16 protein-coding genes are annotated in these 17,391 nt (G+C 67.7%); 12 read left to right on the top strand and 4 right to left on the bottom strand.

Annotated features, from left to right (window positions below):
• The first annotated feature begins 203 nt into the window (after nt 1–203).
• Together ACFY1U_RS12345 and ACFY1U_RS12340 are read left to right on the top strand one after the other, a co-directional pair.
• Complete coding sequence (locus ACFY1U_RS12345) at nt 204–569, top strand: beta/gamma crystallin domain-containing protein (protein ID WP_390694061.1); 366 nt, start codon at nt 204–206, stop codon at nt 567–569.
• A 55-nt stretch (nt 570–624) separates the two neighbouring features.
• Nucleotides 625–996 carry a beta/gamma crystallin domain-containing protein gene (locus ACFY1U_RS12340; protein WP_390694060.1) on the top strand — a complete coding sequence of 124 codons (372 nt, stop codon included), beginning with the start codon at nt 625–627 and terminating at the stop codon, nt 994–996.
• A gap of 117 nt (nt 997–1,113) precedes the next feature.
• On the opposite strand, the gene ACFY1U_RS12335 is transcribed toward ACFY1U_RS12340, so the two are convergent.
• The 4 genes from ACFY1U_RS12335 to ACFY1U_RS12320 all read right to left on the bottom strand — a co-directional run bounded on the left by ACFY1U_RS12335 (nt 1,114) and on the right by ACFY1U_RS12320 (nt 5,229).
• Nucleotides 1,114–2,421 (bottom strand): cation:proton antiporter, encoded by a 1,308-nt coding sequence (locus tag ACFY1U_RS12335; RefSeq protein WP_390694059.1) that lies wholly within the window; start codon nt 2,419–2,421, stop codon nt 1,114–1,116.
• 35 nt (nt 2,422–2,456) lie between these two features.
• Nucleotides 2,457–3,800, bottom strand: coding sequence for a hypothetical protein (locus ACFY1U_RS12330; protein WP_390694058.1), 1,344 nt, complete (start codon nt 3,798–3,800; stop codon nt 2,457–2,459).
• A gap of 101 nt (nt 3,801–3,901) precedes the next feature.
• Complete coding sequence (locus ACFY1U_RS12325) at nt 3,902–4,417, bottom strand: hypothetical protein (RefSeq protein ID WP_390694057.1); 516 nt, start codon at nt 4,415–4,417, stop codon at nt 3,902–3,904.
• Nucleotides 4,418–4,569: 152 nt separating this feature from the next.
• Nucleotides 4,570–5,229: a hypothetical protein gene (locus ACFY1U_RS12320; RefSeq protein ID WP_390694056.1), complete on the bottom strand. Its 660-nt coding sequence runs from the start codon at nt 5,227–5,229 to the stop codon at nt 4,570–4,572.
• Between the two features lie 414 nt (nt 5,230–5,643).
• Here ACFY1U_RS12320 and ACFY1U_RS12315 point away from each other — a divergent pair, with 414 nt between their 5' ends.
• The 10 genes from ACFY1U_RS12315 to ACFY1U_RS12270 all read left to right on the top strand — a co-directional run bounded on the left by ACFY1U_RS12315 (nt 5,644) and on the right by ACFY1U_RS12270 (nt 17,379).
• Nucleotides 5,644–6,174: a flavin reductase family protein gene (locus ACFY1U_RS12315; RefSeq protein ID WP_390694055.1), complete on the top strand. Its 531-nt coding sequence runs from the start codon at nt 5,644–5,646 to the stop codon at nt 6,172–6,174.
• Nucleotides 6,175–6,245: 71 nt separating this feature from the next.
• Nucleotides 6,246–7,841 carry a tryptophan halogenase family protein gene (locus ACFY1U_RS12310; protein ID WP_390694054.1) on the top strand — a complete coding sequence of 532 codons (1,596 nt, stop codon included), beginning with the start codon at nt 6,246–6,248 and terminating at the stop codon, nt 7,839–7,841.
• 64 nt (nt 7,842–7,905) lie between these two features.
• Nucleotides 7,906–9,243, top strand: a complete 1,338-nt coding sequence (locus ACFY1U_RS12305) for a coproporphyrinogen-III oxidase family protein (protein WP_390694053.1) — start codon at nt 7,906–7,908, stop codon at nt 9,241–9,243.
• Nucleotides 9,244–9,271: 28 nt separating this feature from the next.
• A complete protein-coding gene (locus ACFY1U_RS12300; protein ID WP_390694052.1) occupies nt 9,272–10,513 on the top strand; it encodes an acetyl-CoA carboxylase biotin carboxylase subunit family protein in 1,242 nt (413 codons plus the stop codon).
• A complete protein-coding gene (locus ACFY1U_RS12295; protein WP_390694051.1) occupies nt 10,510–11,856 on the top strand; it encodes a hypothetical protein in 1,347 nt (448 codons plus the stop codon). The genes ACFY1U_RS12300 and ACFY1U_RS12295 overlap by 4 nt, the downstream gene beginning before the upstream one ends.
• Complete coding sequence (locus tag ACFY1U_RS12290; protein ID WP_390694050.1) at nt 11,853–13,142, top strand: ATP-grasp domain-containing protein; 1,290 nt, start codon at nt 11,853–11,855, stop codon at nt 13,140–13,142. Before ACFY1U_RS12295 ends, ACFY1U_RS12290 begins: the two co-directional genes overlap by 4 nt.
• Nucleotides 13,139–14,332 (top strand): acetyl-CoA carboxylase biotin carboxylase subunit family protein, encoded by a 1,194-nt coding sequence (locus tag ACFY1U_RS12285; RefSeq protein ID WP_390694049.1) that lies wholly within the window; start codon nt 13,139–13,141, stop codon nt 14,330–14,332. The genes ACFY1U_RS12290 and ACFY1U_RS12285 overlap by 4 nt, the downstream gene beginning before the upstream one ends.
• Nucleotides 14,333–14,343: 11 nt before the next feature.
• Nucleotides 14,344–14,643 carry an antibiotic biosynthesis monooxygenase family protein gene (locus ACFY1U_RS12280; protein ID WP_390694048.1) on the top strand — a complete coding sequence of 100 codons (300 nt, stop codon included), beginning with the start codon at nt 14,344–14,346 and terminating at the stop codon, nt 14,641–14,643.
• Nucleotides 14,644–14,651: 8 nt separating this feature from the next.
• The gene (locus ACFY1U_RS12275) at nt 14,652–15,929 is read left to right on the top strand and encodes an MDR family MFS transporter (protein WP_390694047.1); all 1,278 of its coding nucleotides are present in this window, start codon (nt 14,652–14,654) and stop codon (nt 15,927–15,929) included.
• A complete protein-coding gene (locus tag ACFY1U_RS12270; RefSeq protein WP_390694046.1) occupies nt 15,922–17,379 on the top strand; it encodes an amino acid permease in 1,458 nt (485 codons plus the stop codon). The genes ACFY1U_RS12275 and ACFY1U_RS12270 overlap by 8 nt, the downstream gene beginning before the upstream one ends.
• The last annotated feature ends 12 nt before the right edge of the window (nt 17,380–17,391 follow it).

The raw sequence follows: 17,391 nt of genomic DNA, 5'->3' as shown, positions 1-17,391 counted from the left end.
GCGGCACGGACGGAAACAGCGCGCCGGATGTACCGGCGAACTGCCATGAACGACCGAAGATCATGCCCGTTTCGCCGTCGACCTCGCCCTGAAGGACGGGCTCGAAAAACTCTGCCGAGGCGATGCAACCTGGTCCACCGCCGGTTCGTATGGACAGTCGACCGACTCGTTCTTTGTCGACTTCCGAAAGGTAGAGAATCTCCGTGAAACAACTCGCCAAGCGGGCGGCTCTGGCCGCGACGACGACCCTGGCGCTGACGGTGTCACTGACTGCCCTCACCGCGACGGACGCGTCCGCGATCAATCAGGTCGACTGCGGCCGGAGTGACTTCGTACAGGTCACGTACCACCAGGCCGGCCACTCCGACTCCGACCTGTGCTTCGCAAACGCCGGAACCATCGCCCTGCCCGGCAACTCGTGGATCACCCGGATCTCGACCGGCAACAACCGCGTCCAGTGGTTCGGGGACGCAGCCTGGCAGCCCGCCGACGGGATCAACCAGTGGACCGTCATGACCTGGCCGAACCACCCCGGTGGTGTGAGCGCATCCTGGATCAGGATCCTCTGAACCGCCGGCAGTTGCCCCAAAGAGCAGGACGACTTCCAGGAGGCGGAGAATTTCCATGAAGCAGATCGGCAAGCGGGCGGCTCTGGCCGCGACGACGACCCTGGCACTGGCGGCCTCGCTGACCGCCGTCACGACGACGGACGCGTTCGCGATCAATACGGTGTCGTGCGGCCGTAGCGACTTCCTGCAGATCACGGTCCACACAACCGACTCCGGCGGACCCTACGACTGGTGTCTCGCCAACGCCGGAACGTGGGACATGACGGGTGCCAATATGTGGCTGCACCGGATCTCGACCGGCAACAACCGCGTCCAGTGGTACGGGGACGGAAGGTGGCAGCCGGCCACGCCGATCGACAGGAACACCGTCTACACCTTCCCGAACAACCCGGGCGGGGTCCGCATGGACCAGATCAGGATCCTGTGAACCACCGGTGGCAGGGACGGCGATCCTGTCCGATTGCCGTCCCTGCCACCCCAGACTGGTGGGAGGCGGCGTGACCATGCTCCATGGCAGGAGTTCAAGGTGAGGCAGGCCCCTCGATCACCCTGGCTGGGAACGCTCAGGGAGGTCCTGCGCAGGGTCCCGCTCCTCCTCGTGGGCGCGCACGGCAGGCCCCCCTGCGCCGAGTGCTCTGACGGCCGGAGAGGTGACCGCGGTGGTGATCATGGCCACCAGAACCAGCATGGTGAACATGGTCCCGGAGATCACCCCCAGATCGAGGCCGACGTTCAGGACGATGAGCTCGGTCAGCCCCCGACAGTTCAGCAGAGCGCCGAGAACGAGGGAATCCCGCCACGGCATGCCGCTCAGGCGTGCGGCGCCCCCGCCGCCACCCCACTTGCCCACCATCGCGACGACGAGCACCGCACTCAACCACAACCACTGCCGCGGATCGGCGGCGAGCAGCCCGACGTCCGTGTGCAGACCTGTCGTCACGAAGAACAGCGGGAGCAACAGGGGTTCGGTGACCGAGCGCAGCCGCGTCGCAGCCCGCTCGACCACAACTGTTCGGCGCGGCACGACGAGACCGAAGAGGAAGGCGCCGAAGATGGCATGCACCCCTATGGCGTCGGTGGCCAGGGCAGACAGACACAGTCCGCTGAACAGCAGCACCAGAACGAGACCGTCATGGCTCTCTCCTCCCACGGTGAACCGCCTGAGCCGGCTCGCCCGGGCGAGTGCGGGACGAACCACCCGCAGCATGACCCCGAAGTAGCCCACCAGCAGGGCCAGGGTGCTCAGGAACGCGAGTGACGTGCCGCCCGTCGTGGCCGCGACCACCACGGCGAGGAGACACCATGCCATGACGTCGTTCGCGGCGGCGCAGGTCATGGCCAAGCTGCCCAGCCGTGTGTGGTAGAGCCCGTCGTCGATGAGAATGCGGGCCAGTACGGGAAAGGCCGTGACGCTCAGGGCGACGGCGACGAAGAGGACGAAGGCGCCCTCGCTGACGCCGTGGGGTGCCAGTGAGCCATACATGACCAGCGCCAGCAGCGCTCCCAGCAGCAGGGGCACGAGGATGCTGCACTGGCTTATGACGACGGCAGCGCGCCCGTTCCCTCGAAGGTGACCCAGATCCAGTTCCAGGCCGACGAAGAACATGAAGGCGAGCAGCCCCAACTGTCCGAGTGCATCGATGTGGTCGATGACACCCTGAGGGAAGAGGTATGCGCTGCCCTCGGGCCAGAGTCGGCCCAGGAGTGAGGGCCCCAGCAGGACACCGACGGCGATCTCTCCCACGACGGGTGGCTGCCTGAAGCGCCGCAACACCGCGGCCCCGGCACGGCATGCCAGGATCACCACGGGCAAGGAGACCAGAAGACGGGTTGTCTGTTCGGCGTTGGACACAAGTTCTCCTCGTGGTCTGAGCCAACCTGGCCCGTTCAGTTCATGGGGGAGAAGACCGCACGTGCCCACACCGGCCGGCCGTCGAGGGACGGCGAGGTGACGGGCACCGGGTGCGGGGTCAACTCGCCCGAATGGTCGAAGAGTCGGTCCTGGTAGAAGCCGGTCAGGTACGGCGCCCCGGAGGTGCCTCCCGAGCCCATCGCGTCCTTGGGCAGGTAGCGATGGGCGAGCCCGAGGTGCAGTCGGCGCCACGCATACAGTGCCTCGTCGAGATCACGCGCCGCGGTCAGCACCAGGGCGGCGTCATCGGAGTCTTTGGGAAGTTCGTGCAGGAGGGAGCGCAGCGGTCGGAAGCGGTCGTTGAGGTGGAAGAGCAGGAAGGCGTTCTCGGGGACCCCTTCAAGTGCTTCCACCTTGAGAGGGTGGACGCCCAGAAGGTGAACATGCAGTGCCTGCGAGGAGGTCATCTGCACCGCGCTCGCGTCTCCGGTCTCCTTGCGGAAGCCGAGGAAGTTCTCCACCGACATGGTTCGGCGTAACACCCGCATCACGTCCAGTTGGAGGGACGCGAGGGCGGCGGCGCGTTCCAGACACATCCCGGCCTCTCGGAGCCTTCCCGCCTCCAGCCATGTCTTGGCTCCGAGCGTTCGGGCCAGAATGCCGGACGTCGTCACCTCTGTCAGGTGGATGACCCGGAGGAACGCGTTCTCGTCGTGATGCTGGGTCTGGGGCAGGTTCACCAGGTACTCAAGGGTGTCACTGCGCCCCGCGTCTCCGACGTAGTCGTGCCAGCGAGCGGGAGGAACCGTGTGAGGTCGCGGCAGGGCCGGCCAGTCGGCGGTCTCCTGTTGCAGCCGTTCGAGGCGCTCGAGGCGCTCGCTCATCGCGTCCGGCGCGAGGGGGCGTTGCCACCCCCACGTCACCTCCGTGCCGTTCGACGTGCGTTGTTCGTACTCCAGCCAGGAACGGACGAGGAACCGCAGCGTCTGTCGGCAGCGATACTCGATGGACGCGTCGCTGGAACCGCGTCGGGTGCCGAGTACCTGATTGAGGAGGCGCACGTTCGCGTAGGGCTGGTAGCGCTTGCCCCGGGGGCCGCTCACCGCGTTCAGCAAGCCCGCGCCGCTCGCTGAGCCCGAAGGATCGGCGAGCTTCCACTCGCTCTGCAGAGCCAGTTCGGCGAAGCGGAGCACCCGCAGCTCCTGACGGTCGAACACAGTGTCGGACTCGTGGAGTGCGTCGCGTAGGTCCAGATAGAGTTCCGCCATCCGGTTGCGCAGTTCGGGATCCAGGTGGTGCCTTCCCACCGCGCGTGTCGTGGAGACGTACTCCGCCACATCGAAGTCGAGAACAGCACGGACAACCGACGGTGCCTTCATAAGGACTCCAGGAGTAAGAAGGTGGCGTTCCAAAGGTCCTGGCGGGGGCCGTCGACGGACGTCAGCAAGATCCTGCTCGGTCCCCTCCGGCCGCGCGCTGCCTAGAGGTCACAGAGCAGACTCACCAACTGGTCGCACTCCAAGGTCACTGCGAGCCCTCCCGCGCGGAGCAGCTGACGGGCATCCTGGTGCCGCGTCCGGGTGTCCGCCGTTCCAGGAAGTGTCACCGCCGCGGGGACAGCGGTCGGGTCCGTCGAGGGCAGGGAGAACGAGTTCGCGGTCGCCAGAGGCAGCTCGCTGGATCCGAGCAGCCGATTCAGGGCGGAGGCGGTGTGACGGGCCGCAGCCACCAAGGAAGGGGGGATGCCGAAGGTGTCCGTAGCGCCCACCGCCAGGAGTTCGGCGACCGCGGGCGCCTGCTCGTCGGGCGGCGCGGAGGGCCGATCGTCCGCCGATCGCCGCCACAGCTCTCGCACGATGGCGGTGAGCTCCGGGAGGCGACGCACCTCACGTGGCGTGTAGAAGGTGGTCTGTTGCGGCAAGTACCCCATGTTCAGCAGGGACTGGACCAGTTCGACCTCGTTGGCGCTCGCTGTGGGCCCGGCTCCGACGGACACGAACACCGATCCGATGCGGGCCTGCTGCCAGTCAAGGGCAACCGAAACGACGTCAGGCCGCGGATCGCGGTCGGACACATGGATGAGGACTCGGCGTTCATGCGCGGGTGGCAGGGGCCCGTCCCAGACGGAACGGACCGAGCCGTACGCCCTCATGTGAGGTCGACGCTTTCGACGCGAGGAGTTCCGCCGGCCTCGTCGAGCAGTGCGGAGACACCGTGCACCGCTCTGTCGAAGCGTTCGGGACTCAGACCGGGTGCGTCGAAGACCAGGAACACCAGTCGCTCGGTTCTGCGCGTGACTCCGGTACGGGCGTCGGGCCCCTGGAACACCGAGGCGAAGATGCCGGTGTCGTCCCGGAGGACCGGCTCGTCGGCACGACACGTCACCGTGGACCGGAAGCCCGCGAACGTGTCCCCCGCTGCGGCGAACTCCACCCGCATCGGGCCGCGGACCGCGTCGAAGTCCTGCACGCCCATCAGTACTCCGTGGGACAACTCGCAGTGCAGCAGCGCGCGCACGGGGGCGGGGCCACGCAGGGGGCGCCCGTCGGGGACGAGTTCGAGCTGGCCGGACAGGGGACTGGTGTGGCCGTTGTGGGCGAACCAGTCCGCGTAGCACTTCGCGTTCTCGTGGGCGTACTCGGCCGCCTTGGCGAGATCATCCTGATGATCCGCGACGGCGGTCTCCAGACGCTTCATGTCGGGGGCCGCCACGACGACCGCCACTCGATCGAAACCCGTGTGGGCAGGGGGTCGTGGTCGCCGCCCGAGCAAGGTCGGCACCGAGGGCCCCAGGCCAGGCTGGGTCATGGAACATACTCCTCAAGCAGGCTTGGACGAGTTGCTGAGTAACGCGATAAGCCCGTGGGGCGCGCGACAGCAAGGGAAGTCCGTCCGATCCCGGCGCACCCGAGCACTTCACAGCCGGCATGCGAGGGGCATACGCCAGCGGCAACTGTGTACCTTACTCCGGTGCAACTCGTAGTACAGCAAGCGCCTTGCAGACCGGGACGATCCTCGAAGCGTTTCGGCCAAACTCTGACGCAATGACAGCGAATCTTGTGCGGCCTCACCACGCTTATGTACAGTCCACGAACTGTACGGCGCTCGAACGATGTGCGTGGCACCGGCAAGGATCCCTGCACAAGGGGCCCCGAGTGATCCGCGATATCCGCGCCGTGGCGAACCCGACCAGGACGCAGCAGTACTGAATGGGGGGGGTTGATGCCCGGAGGAAGCTCGGCATCGACTAGCGTTTCAGCCGTTTCTCCGCGCGCTGGTGCCGACCTTATGAGTGGCTTTCCCACCGGTGTCGCCGTGATCACCACCCGCTGCCCTGTATCAAGACAGCCTTACGGCTTGACCTGCTCTTCCCTCGTCAGTGTCACCTTGGAGCCACCCACGCTGCTGGTGTCCGTGAAGAGCGAGAGTCCCGTGCTCGGCGCGATTCATCGAAGTCGCGCATTCGCCGTCAACCTGCTTCACAAGAACGGCGAGCGAGCAGCAAGGATATTCTCCACCCCGGTCCCTGACCGATTCGGCCAAATCAACTGGGAACCTTCAGGGGTGTCCGGGATTCCGTGGCTGGTGGACGACTCCTTCGCTCTGGCGGAATGCGCACTGACGGAGACCCATGAAGTCGGCGACCACGTCCTGACTCTGGGACGTATCACTCGTATAGAAGGCACGTTGAAGGGTTCGCCGTTGCTTTACGGGCTGCGCACGTTCGCCTCTTGGCCGGGCCACGCAGGCTGAACGATCATTTGCGGGCGTTACGCCCGACCATCCGACTCTTTCATGTCCACTCATTGGCGATGGGAAAGCAGATGGAAGACCACAGGATACGAAGCGTCGTCATTCTCGGCGGCGGAACGGCCGGTTGGATGACCGCCGCGTACCTCGGCAAAGCGCTGCAGGGCACGGCGAGCATCACCGTCCTGGAAGCGCCCTCCATACCCAAGATCGGTGTGGGTGAAGCCACCATCCCGCTGCTGCAGAACGCCTTCTTCAACTACCTCGGCATCCCCGAAGACGAGTGGATGCGCGAGTGCAATGCCGCCTTCAAGACAGCCGTCAAGTTCATCAACTGGCGCACGCCCGGCCCCGCACAGGCCGACGGCCGACCCCACGAGGGGCGCAGCGACCACTTCTACCATCCGTTCGGGCTGCTCCCGAACCACGACGGTGTCCCGCTGTCCCACTACTGGTACCGCAAGCGTGCCCTGGGCGAGACCGACCTTCCGTTCGACTACGCCTGCTTCAAGGAGCCGGCCATGATGGACGCGAAGAGGGCGCCCAGGTGGGCCGACGGCGGCCCCGCCACCCGTTACGCCTGGCACTTCGACGCCCACCTCGTCGCCGACTACCTGCGTCGTTACGCGACCGGCAAGCAGGGCGTCGTCCATGTGCAGGACGAGATGACGGAGGTCCTCAAGGACGAGCGCGGTTTCCTCACCGAACTGCGGACCAAGAACGGACACTCCCTGCCCGGGGACCTGTTCATCGACTGCTCCGGCTTCCGTGGCCTGCTGATCAACCAAGCCATGGAGGAGCCGTTCATCGACATGAGCGACCACCTGCTGTGCGACAGCGCGGTCGCCACTTCGGTCCCGCACGACGACGAGAAGAACGGCATCGAGCCCTACACCTCGGCCATCGCGATGGAGTCCGGGTGGACGTGGAAGATCCCGCTGCTCGGCCGCTTCGGAAGCGGCTATGTGTTCTCGAGCCGGTTCGCGGACCATGACCGTGCCGCGGAGGACCTGTGCCGCCTGTGGGGGCTGGATCCGGACACCGCGCAGATCAACCGCATTCGCTTCCGGGTGGGGCGCAACCGTCGCGCCTGGGTGCGCAACTGCGTCAGCGTCGGCTTGGCGTCCTGCTTCCTGGAGCCGCTGGAGTCGACGGGCATCCACTTCACGTACGGAGCCATCTACCAGTTGGTCAAGCACTTCCCCGACCGACGGTTCGACCAGGCCCTCGTCGACGGCTTCAACCGCGAGATCGAGTTCATGTTCGACGACACGCGTGACTTCATCCAGGCGCACTTCTACTTCTCGCCGCGCAACGACACGGAGTTCTGGCGCGCGAACAAGGAGCTGAAGCTCACCGACAACATCCTGGAGAAGGTCGAGGCGTACAAGGCCGGCCTGCCCATCAACCAGCCGTACACCACCGCCGAGACCTACTACGGCGACCCTGGGGCGGAGTTCCGAAACTTCTGGACCAACGGCAGCTACTACAGCATATTCGCCGGCCTCGGACTCATGCCCGATCACACCCTGCCGATCCTGGAACACCGGCCCGAGTCCGTCGCCGGGGCCGAGCAGCTGTTCGACGCGATCCGCGAGGAGCAGCAACTGCACGCCGAGGGGCTCGGTGACAACTACCGGTACCTGCGGTCCCTCCACGGGGCGGAGTAGTACCCGAAAGCGTCGAGCTCAACTGCCATCCGCCCCACGCCACGACAAGAGGGGAAGCACGGCCGTGTACGAATCGCTGGTGCCGGTGACGCACCACTTCTACCCGCTGCAGCGGCACACCGACCCGGAGGTCGCCCCGTTCTCCGACTTCCTGCGTGTCCTCGACAGCCCCAAGCCGGAGGCCACGGACAATCTGCTCTACCTGCACATTCCCTACTGTGAGAAACGGTGCACCTTCTGCCCCTTCCATGTGCGCGTCAAGCGTGACGTCTCCGTGTACGAGCGCTACGTGGTCGCGCTGCTACGGGAGATCGAGATGCTGGGGCGCCTTCCGTACGTGCAGGACATGACCTTCCGCGCGGTGTACTTCGGCGGAGGGTCCCCCTCCCTGCTCACCGTCCAGCAGATCGAGCGACTGTACGAAGCGCTGCGCCGAAATTTCGCCATCGAGGCCGACGCCGAATGGACCTTCGAGGGGGAGCCGGCCGGGTTGTGCAACCCGGAACTGCTGGAGCTGCTCGCCTCGCAGGGCACCAAGCGGCTCAGCTACGGCATCCAGACGTTCGACGAGCCGCTGCGGATGACGATGAACATCGCCGCGACGGTGCAGGATGCCCTCACTGCCAACGAGCGCGCGAAGAAGCTCGGCTTCGAGGACATCAACGTCGACATGATGTACTACATGCCTGGCCAGACACTGGCCGCGGTGGAGCGCGACCTGAAGGAACTCGGCAACTGCGGGTTCGACAGCGTCGACTACTACTACATGTCCTACTACGCCATGCCGAAGAGTACGTTCCTCGGCATGGAGAAGGGCACGTACCCGCGCAGGCCGCCCGCGGAGATGCGCCCCCAGATGGGGCGGCTCGTGCAGCGTCGCATGAAAGAACTCGGCTACCACCACGTCACGGACCACGTGTACGCCAAGAATCCCCGGGGCTCGGAGTACTACCGCCTGCTGTGGGGCGGCGGGTTCGGTGAGCACCGCGCCGAGACCTTGGCCGTCGGCGCCTCGGCCCGTGGCTACCTGAACGGATACAGCTACGCCAACACGCTCGCCCCCGACCCGTACGTGGAGCAGATCGAAGAGGGCAAGCTGCCGGTGAACAAGGTGTCGGCGCTCCTTGAGGACCCCCGCAATCGGGGCATGGTGTTCTTCCCCAAGTTCTTCCGCACGGCGCTGGACCGCATCCCCGACGACGCCCGGACCCGCGTCTTCCTCGACAACCTCGTGGAACAGGGATACGCGTTCATCGGCGACGGCGAACTGCGGCTCACGGACAAGGGCAAGGAATGGATCCCGAACATCACCGTGGACCTCTTCGAGGACCCGCAACGGGAGATCCACGACAGCTGGGTCGAGGAACTCGAGTCGCACTATTCGAATCGCGTCACCCTGTGACCTCCGCCGCGTGAACGGAAAGTGGAGTATGGCCAGGCGAATCATGGTGGTCGGTGTCCCGTGGAGCAGCCACGAACTCGCGCCGGCGGCACGGGACGCCGAGCGGTTGGGTGCTCGGCTGCATGTGGTCGACACACCGGACACACTGAGTTCTCTCGGTGACGACCCGTCGTACGAGCGAGTCCCGGTCCCCGTGCTCGACGAGTCCGAACTCGTCGCGGCAGCGGACAGGATCGGGCCCGACTGCATCGTGTCGATCACCGAGCTGACCATGGAGCTCGCCGCCCGGGTGCGCACGGCCGTAGGGCACCCCGGCACGGCCGCCGACACCGAACTGACCGTCGCCGACAAGTTCCGCACCCGGGCCGTGCTGCAGAAACACGGCTTGACGCGGGTCGACCACTGGGAGACGACGCTCGACGAGGTCGCCGACCTCGTCGCGGCCATCGACCTGCCGGTCGTCGTCAAGCCCCGTCAACTGACGGGCAGCGCCGGCGTCCGGCTGGTCGCCTCACCCGCGGATGTGGCGCGGCTGATCGAGCAGTACCAGCGGGACACGGCACAGAGTTTCGACCGTCACCGGTTGCTCGTCGAAAGCTACGTGCCCGGCGTCGAGATCAGTGTGGAGGGCCTCGTCGTCGACGGGGAGCTGCACGTGTTCGCCCTGACCGACAAGGTGAACACCGGGTCCCCCCACTATGTGGAGGTGGGTCACCTCATGCCCAGTGCGCACAGCGCGCAGTGGGAGCCGCGGGTACGTGACTACCTGCAGCGCTGTGTCACGGCCCTCGGCGTGGTGACCTCTCCGGTGCATGCGGAACTGAAGGTGAGCGACGACGCTGTCGAAGTCATCGAACTGCACACCCGCTACGGCGGCGACGACATCGTGCGGCTCCTGGAGAAGAGCCGCGGAGTGCGGCCCTTCGAGGCCTACTTCGACGCGATGCTCAACGGGACGCGGCCTGCGCCGGGCGCCGAGGGCCATGACGCCGTCTGGGGTGTCGGATTCTTCAGCGCTCCTGTCGGATCGGCCTTCCGCTGGGCCTCGTACGATTTCCCGCACCCCGAGGCAGTCGTACAGCTGGAGGTCGACGCGACCGCCGAACCCAAGCTGTGCGCCTACGAAGGCGTGCGTCTGATGTACTGGCGCGCCGGGCGTGCCCTGTTCTCCGCCCCCGCTCACCGTGCCGTGCAGGAGAACATCGACTTCATGTTGGCGCAGTCGCCGCGAGCCGACGAAGCGGGTACCAGGGGGGCGTCGGGCTCATGAGCAGCAACGAACCGGCCCTGCGGGTCCCGGACGCTGCCTGGGACACGTCGTTCGCCCAGCTCAGCACCGCGCTGCCCGAACGCTTCGCAGCGCACCACGCGGGCTACCGCCGCATCAGGCCCGCCTTCACGCCCCTGGTTGTCTCCCCCGTAGCGGCGCGAGACATGTGGGAGACGACGCGCACCTGCTTGGCACGGCTCCGGACCCGGGCGTCTCGGGCTCTTGCCGACGGCTGCGGCAGCACGCTCGACGGTCTGGGGTATCCCCCTGACGAGGCAGCATGGCTGGCGTCGATCCACACGCCGACGTCACTGGACATCGCCGGGTGCTTCGCCCGGGCCGACTTCGTCCTGGGCCCCGACGGGCCGCGCCTGGTCGAGATCAACGTAGGCCCGACCGTCGGCGGTATCGGCATCCTCGACCGGTACGCCGACGTCGTGGACGACCTGCCGGGTGCCGCCGATCTGTTCCGCGCGACGTCCCCCGCCGTGCGTCTGCCCAGGCCGGCCCAGCCATGGGGGCGCGCCCTCCGACGTCTCGCCGACGCGCCGCCGGGCGGGTCCCGCCCCCGGATGGTCCTGGCCGTCACCGACGAAGAGGCCGACATCCCCATCCCTCATGACGCCGCCCACTACCTGACCGCCGAGGGCTTCGAGGCGAGGGTGGCCCGCACCTCCGACATCGCCTTCGACGGCTCCCGCGCCGCGGTCGGCGGACAACGCGTCGACCTCGTCTACGGCTGCTTCACCTACGACGAGGTCATCACGCCCCGGTACCGAGCCTTCGTCGACAAGGCCCTCGCCTGCCACGCGCGGGGCGGACCGGTCTACGTGGCGCCACCCGTTTTCAGCCTGCTCGGCAACAAGGCGATGCTGGCGTTGGAGGACGGCGAGCACGGGGCTGACGGGCTCCGGGGCGTGGCAGCCACGCGCCTGGTCACTCCGGCCGCCCTTTCCTGGGCACGCGCCGAACGCGAGCGCCTCGTGCTCAAGCCCGCCATCGGATACGGCGGCCGGGGCGTGGTCATCGGGCGTGCCGTGTCAGCCGACGAGTGGGACGCACGACTCGGCGCCGCGCTGGCCCGCCCTCACGTCCTGCAGGACTACGTGCCTTCCGGCAGCCTCGATCTTCCCGTGCCCCACGGACGTGCTCCCTTCGAAGTGGGCATCGGCTGTCTCTCCGTGGACGGTCACTTCGCCGGTTTCCTCGCCCGTGGCGTACCCGCCGGAACCGGTGGTGTCGCCAACGTCCATCAGGGCGCGTTCTTCGCGCCCGCGGCCTGTGCATGGCTCGACGGCCGCACCCCGGCCGCGCTCGCTGTGTCGGGAAGCGAAGGACAATGACGGTTCGACGCACACGCGTCCTCGTGCTGCACTCCTCTGCCGCACTGAGGTTGCTGCATTCCCTGCTCACCGCGGCGGACGAGGTCGTACTGCTCGTCCCCGCCGCCCCGGGGTCGATGCCGGCACCACCACCGGCCCTCGCCGGTCGAGTCGAAGTGCACACCTACTGCAGCCCCTTCGAGGCCGTGACGCTCGCGCGGAAGCTGCACCGAGACGCCCCTTTGGACGCCGCCTTCTCCGTGTGGGAAGGCGCCGTGGAGACCGCCGCGCTCATCACCGAGGCGCTGGGGCTGCCCGGCTGCACACCGGATGCCGCGCGCGCCGCACGAGACAAGTCGCTCGCCTCCGCCTGCTTCCGGCGCGCCGGCGTCCCCCACCCCCGCAGCTGGACCTTCGACGCCACAGCGCCGGGCGCCGGCGTGGATGTGCTGGGGAGTTGCGTCGACGGTCGGATGGTGGTCAAGATCCCCCGGTCCACCAACAGTCAGTCGGTCATGCTCGTCCGCACGCGAACCGAACTCGAAGCAGCCATGTCCGTCATCCGTCAGCTCTACCGCGCCGAGGCATCGGACAACAGGCTCGCCGGCCTCTACGCACGCACGGACGACACGGCGATGGTCCTCGCCCAGGAGTACGTCAGCGGTGCCGAACTCAACATCGATCTGCTGCTGTCCGAGAACGGTCACGCCGTACTCGGCGTCTTCGAGAAGCACCCGGCGGCCGGTCCCACCTTCGGCGAGGTGCACAGCGTCCATCCTGTCTCCCTTTCGCCGGCCGACGTCGGCCGTGCCGTGGATGTCGCGGTGCGGGCCGCACGAGCCCTGGGCGCGACCAGGGGAGCGGCGCACGTCGAACTCCGCGTCGGGGACCACGGACCGGTCGTCATCGAGGGCGCGCTGCGACCCGGGGGGTTCCTCACCCCACTCGCAGTGGAGCGTCTGACCGGCATGGACCCGCTGGCAGCCCTGGTACGGCTCATGGTCGAGGGCACCCTGCCGGAGGTGCCCCCGGTGCCCGCCGACCGGGCCTGTCTGTACGGCGCGGTCAATGTGGAGCGCCCGGGCCGCGTCGTCCGCATCACGGGCGAGGAAGCGGCTCGTGAACTGCCCGGAGTTCTCCTCCTGGACGTCGTCAAGAAGCCGGGAGACATCCTCGTCACCCTTCCGGAAGGCACCGACTACCACATAGCGGCCTTCCTCGTGGAGGGCGAGAGCCGGTCCGTGGTGGAGGCCACCGCCGAGCGGATCAGAGGAGTGCTCAAGGCGGAACTGGAGGAGGTCGCATGACGTACCTGGCGCTCGTGGGCGTGCCCCGCACGGCGTACACGCTGCACGAAGCGGTGGTGCAGGCACGGTTGCGCGGCCTCGATGTGGTGCTCGTCGACCAGGCGGCGGGTCTCGCTGCCGTTCCCGGCACGCTTCCGGTGTCCCGGCTGATCGAGGCCGCCGACATGACACCGGACCACGTGACCGACGCGGTGGCCCCGGTGGGCCCGGAACTTGTCCTGTCCTTCTCGGAGCTGCATCTCGGCCTCGCCGCACGCGTTCGGGAACGACTGGACCTGCCCGGTGAGCCGAGCGCGGTGGAGGACCTGATACGGGACAAGGGCGCCACCCGTCAAAGACTCGTCGACCATGGGCTGTCCACCGTGCGGTCCGCCGTGACGACGCTGGCGGACCTGGCCCGTACCGCGGAGACCTTCCCTGTGCCGTTCGTCGTGAAGCCGGTCGACATGACCGGCAGCATCGGCGTACGCGCTGTACGGGATCACGCAGAGGTCTCGTCCTACCGGGACCTCTTCGACGATCCGCACGCGGAGCAGGACCGGGGACGTCGCCTGCTGCTGGAGGAGTTCCTCCCCGGCACCGAGTACAGCGTGGAGGGCATCTGCCTGGCGGGGACCTTCCACCTGCTCGCCGTGACGCAGAAGGAGACCAGCGGCTTTCCCTCCTTCTACGAGACCGGGCATGTGCTGCCCGCCCGCGCTCAGCGGGACGACCCCCGCTTCTCGTCCTACGTCCAGGACGTCGTGAGCGCCCTCGGGATCGGCACCGCCCCGATTCACGCCGAGGTCAAGGTGACGGACGAGACCATCGACCTCATCGAGATCCACACGCGCTTCGGCGGGGACTTCATCCCCCTCCTCATGGAACGAGCCCTGGACATCGCGGTGTTCGGCCAGTTCTACGACGCGCTGCTGTCGGGGCAGGTGCCCCGGCCACCCGCGGTCCCGCGCAGGATCGCGGGGGTCCGCTTCCTCGGCCGGCCCGCCGACGGCATGGGACGACGTCTGCCCGTTCTGCCTGCCGGCGTCCAGGCGGAGGTCGTCCTCACCGGACCCGACAGCCGAGAGCCTGACGCGCTCGACAACATCAGACTCCCCCACCGGCGCCACGGACACGTTCTCTTCACGGCACCGGATCACGGGTCCGCGGAGAAGTTCCTCATGGAAGACGATTGGCAGGCAAGTCGGTGATTCTTGAACTCGTGACGTTCCGCACCCACGACGGGGTGCTGGAGCAGCAATTCGACGAGGCCGTCCGGGCCGTGGACGGTTTCCTGGCGGAGCAGCCCGGCTTCCTGTCCCGGCAGGTACTGACCGTCGAGGCCGACGGCAGCCGCGTCGATCTGGTGTGGTGGGAGGACCTGGCCGCCGCTCGGGCCGCCGCCGAAGCGATCCGAACGGATCCGCGAGCGGCCTCCTTCATGTCGTGCCTCGATCCGGATTCGGTGCGGATGTCCCATGCCCGGCTCACACACGCGCGGCCGGAGCAACTCCCGTGGTGACGAAGGCGATGACGGACCGTCCGGAGAGCGGCGCACCGGCCGGACGGGTCGTCGGCTTCCTGCGCTCACACTTCGGAGGGCTGCCGCCCATCTACTGGGCGGTCTGGTCGGGCATTCTCGTCAGCCGGGCCGGGACCATGGTGGTCCCCTTCCTCACCCTCTACCTCACCGACCAGCGCGACATGTCGGTGACCTGGGCCGGCGCCGTCGTCACCGCACTCGGCCTGGGCAGTACCTGCTCCCAGTTGGTCGGGGGGTTCCTGAGCGATCTGTGGGGACGCCGGGCGACCTTCGCCACCGGCCCTGTCGCCGCGGGTGCGGCCCTGCTGACCCTCGGTTACGTCCGTGGCCTGGTGCCCATCCTCGCCACTGCCTTCCTCGCGGGTCTGTGCCTCCAGCTCTACCAGCCCGCCTCCGGGGCCATCGTCGCCGACGCCGTGCCCAAGGAGGAGCGGCCCCGCGCCTACGGTCTTCTGTACTGGGCGATCAACGTCGGGTTCTCCGTCGCTTCCGTGCTCGGCGGTGTGCTGGCCCAGCGCGGCTTCCTGTGGCTCTTCTGGATCGACGCCGTCACCTGCGTGCTGTTCGGTCTGTTCATCTGGTGGCGCCTTCCGGCCGACGAGGCACGTCCCGCGCAGAGCGCGCGACAGCCTTCGGGCAGCTATCGAGAGGTCCTGCGGGACCGCGTCATGGTCGCCTATGTGCTGCTGCTCGTGCTGCACGCGTCCGTACAGTTCCAGGTCGGCTCCACCCTGCCGCTCGCCATGGTGGACAGCGGACTGACGCCCGCCGACTACGGGTTCGCCGTCGCCGTGAACGGCGTGCTCGTCGTGCTCGTACAGCCCCTGCTCATCAAGTGGCTCAGCCGGAAGGACCACAGCGCGGTCATCGCCTGCGGTGTCCTGCTGATGGGCACCGGATTCGGCTTGGGGGCCTGGGTCTCCAGCCTCGCCGGTTACGCCGTCACCGTGGTGATCTGGACGGCTGGTGAGATCGCCATTGCGGCCGTCGTACAGACCATCGTCGCCGACCTCTCACCCGGGCATCTGCGCGGACGCTACAACGGCCTCTTCGGCGCGGCCTACGCGCTGGCCGCCGTGGTCGCCCCGGCCGGAGGCACGCAGCTGTACGCCCACGCGGGACCCACGGCGCTGTGGGGGACCTGCTTCGGCGTCTGCGTCCTGGTGGCCGCCGGGCAGTGGGCGGTCGGGCGAGCCATCCGTGAACGCAGTGCACTGCGAGCCGATGACGCGACCCGTGCGAAGGAGCCGCTCGACCATGACTGACCGGGGAGCACGCAGCGACGCCGGAGGACTCGACCGGTCGCTCGGCAGTCGCCAGATCACCATGCTGGCCGTCGGCGGCGCCCTGGGCACCGGCCTCTTCCTCGGCTCGTCGCTGGCCATGTCCATGGCGGGTCCGTCCGTGACGGTCCTCTATCTCGTCGGAGCGTTGTGCGCCATTGCGCTGGCCTACGCCCTGGCCGAGATGACCTCCGCGCACCCGGAGGCCGGAGGCTTCGGCCGGCTCGCCGACCGGTACCTCGGGCCGCTGGCCGGCTATGTGCAGAGATGGTGCTACTGGGGTTGCCTGGTCGTCACCATCGGAGGCGAGATCGTGGCCGCCGGCATCTACCTCCGCTTCTGGTGGCCCGATCTTCCGCTGTGGGTACCGGTGGCGATCTTCACTGTGTTCATCACCGTGGTGAACTGCGCGGCGGTGTCCGTGTTCGGAGAGGTCGAATACTGGTTCGCCCTCATCAAGGTGCTTGCGGTCGTCCTGTTCATCGGCTTCGGCGTGACCTTCATCTTCTTCGGCGCGGGCGAGCATCCGGCAGCAGGTCTGGGGGGCTGGACGGAGCACGGCGGCTTCGCTCCGAACGGCCTCAAGGGGATGCTGCTCGCGCTGACCGTCACCACGCTCGCCTACGGCGGCACCGAGGCCGTGGCCATGACAGCAGCCGAGTCGAAGAACCCCGGTCGGGACGTGCCCCGGGCCGCGCGGGGGGCCGTACTGCGTCTGTTGCTGTTCTACGTCCTGGGTACCGCCGTGATCGTGTCGATCATGCCCTGGACCGAGACCGTGAACGTCTCCGGTGTGCAGCAGAGCCCCTTCGTCCGCCTCTTCAGCCTCGTCGGCGTCCCCGCAGCCGCCGACATCATGAACGCCGTGGTGCTGACGGCCGCGTTGTCCGCCGCCAACATCAACCTGTACGTGGCCTCCCGCATGATGCACTCCCTCTCGTTGAGCGGCTACGCGCCTCGCGCTCTCGGGCGCACCAGCGACCGCAAGATCCCTGTGCCTGCCGTGCTGGCCTCCGCGGCTGGACTGATAGCCGCCTCCATCGTGTCCGCCGTGTCACCGGACACCGCGTTCCCCGTGCTCCTCGGCGCAGCGCTGTTCACCGGCATGGTGACCTGGCTGCTCATCTTCGCCACGCATCTCGCGTTCAGGCGTGCCGGAACCGAGGATCCGACGCGGACCCCCACGGTTCGGCTGCCGGGAGCACCGATCACGACGGCACTGGCCATGACCTTCACCTTCCTTGTCCTGGTGTTGACCGGTTTCGTGGACGCCTTCTCGCCGGCCTGGCAGGCAGGCGTGCCCTTCATCGCCATGGTGGCCCTGTCCTACGTGCTGGTGACGCACCGGCGGCAACGCGTGGCGGTGACCGAACACCGGTCCGGGACCGGGACCGCGGACTCCGCTTCCGCCGCGACGTCGGGCCGCATGTGACATGACCTCTGT

This window comes from Streptomyces sp. NPDC001351, from assembly GCF_042896045.1.
In the GTDB taxonomy this organism is placed as follows: Bacteria; Actinomycetota; Actinomycetes; order Streptomycetales; family Streptomycetaceae; genus Streptomyces.
The sequence above is the reverse complement of the archived record's forward strand: the minus strand, read 5'-3'. Positions and strand labels throughout refer to the sequence as shown.